Origin of the sequence: Frankia sp. AiPs1 (genome assembly GCF_023716945.1) — a bacterium.
GTDB lineage: Bacteria > Actinomycetota > Actinomycetes > Frankiales > Frankiaceae > Frankia.
The window spans coordinates 1-1,804 of sequence record NZ_JAMQQF010000060.1 but is presented as its reverse complement, the minus strand read 5'-3'; the positions used below and the strand labels follow the sequence as shown (position 1 = coordinate 1,804).

1 CRISPR repeat array is annotated in these 1,804 nt (G+C 73.7%).

What is annotated here, in order from left to right:
- Nucleotides 1-40: 40 nt before the first annotated feature.
- Nucleotides 41-1,609: a CRISPR direct-repeat array (repeat unit 37 nt; unit sequence GTTGCGATCCTCGCCGGGCGCGGACGCCCGGCGCTGC).
- Nucleotides 1,610-1,804: the final 195 nt, after the last annotated feature.

Sequence of the window (1,804 nt, the reverse complement as noted above, 5' to 3'; positions counted from 1 at the left end):
CGCTGCGTGGGTTGCGGCCGATGCCGCCGTTCCAGTAGGCGTTGCGATCCTCGCCGGGCGCGGACGCCCGGCGCTGCCTGCGGGCGTCCGTAGGAGATCCGGGCGTCGTGGACGTGTTGCGATCCTCGCCGGGCGCGGACGCCCGGCGCTGCTGTCCCGCGCGCGCGGCGGGAGCATCGTCGACGAGGAGTTGCGATCCTCGCCGGGCGCGGACGCCCGGCGCTGCGCCGCGGACCGCGCCGCGGCAAAACTTCCATGATCGGGTTGCGATCCTCGCCGGGCGCGGACGCCCGGCGCTGCTCGAGGTCGTCGTCGAATCCCCCGCCCTGGTTCCTGTTGCGATCCTCGCCGGGCGCGGACGCCCGGCGCTGCCACCCAGCCGTCGCCGAAATTGCGCCTGGCCTGGGCGTTGCGATCCTCGCCGGGCGCGGACGCCCGGCGCTGCGCGAAATGGGGGGGTCAGGTGACCCCCCCACTACCGGTTGCGATCCTCGCCGGGCGCGGACGCCCGGCGCTGCACGACCCCGCCCCGGGCCCGCACAGCCTGATGGTGCTGTTGCGATCCTCGCCGGGCGCGGACGCCCGGCGCTGCATCACGTCGCACGCGCAACCCTGATGGTCTCCAGGGTTGCGATCCTCGCCGGGCGCGGACGCCCGGCGCTGCCCAGATCAGGCCGCATCGGAGCCGGACGGGGGTGGGGTTGCGATCCTCGCCGGGCGCGGACGCCCGGCGCTGCCCGCGGGCGAGCTCGGCATCGCCCAGTTCATGCCGGGTTGCGATCCTCGCCGGGCGCGGACGCCCGGCGCTGCCACGGTGAGCCCAGTACAGCGTCAGCCAACCCGCAGTTGCGATCCTCGCCGGGCGCGGACGCCCGGCACTGCTTGATCATGGCGGCGGTGATCCGTGCCGACAGCGAGTTGCGATCCTCGCCGGGCGCGGACGCCCGGCGCTGCTTCGTCAAGCAGTTGGGAACCGTCTGGGCCCGTCAGTTGCGATCCTCACCGGGCGCGGACGCCCGGCGCTGCGAGGGGCTGCGGCGGCGCCGAACTCAGCGAGTTGTTGTTGCGATCCTCGCCGGGCGCGGACGCCCGGCGCTGCTGCCAGGCGTCGTGAACATGGCCGTGGAGCAGGGGTTGCGATCCTCGCCGGGCGCGGACGCCCGGCGCTGCGTGTTGACCTACGACACCAGCACCAGCCGGTGGAAGTTGCGATCCTCGCCGGGCGCGGACGCCCGGCGCTGCTCACCCCCTCCGGGGGGATGGTCGCCTGGTTGCAGTTGCGATCCTCGCCGGGCGCGGACGCCCGGCGCTGCCCCGGTCTGCGACCACCGAGTCCTCCTCGCGTTCGCGTTGCGATCCTCGCCGGGCGCGGACGCCCGGCGCTGCCTGACCGTGCTGGAGGCACCCTGGGCGGACCAGCTCATCGTTGCGATCCTCGCCGGGCGCGGACGCCCGGCGCTGCGGGCGCCCGAGTTCGTCGCGCATGCCCATGCCAAGACGGTTGCGATCCTCGCCGGGCGCGGACGCCCGGCGCTGCCACCGGCACTCGCTCGCGACCCCCACCTGGGGGACGTTGCGATCCTCGCCGGGCGCGGACGCCCGGCGCTGCCCCTGCGTGAGCAGGGGTTTCGTGCTGGTCCAGTCTTTCATGGCCGCGCCTTGACACTGTTTCTGTCCGTTATGACCCGATTCTAGGTTCGGAAGGTGCCCGCTCTGCGACAGGTGCTTGGGGTTCCGAAGTGAGGGTGAGGGACGGGTTCGAGTTTGTCATGCGGACGGTCGTGTGGGTGCGGCGGCGTTTTTT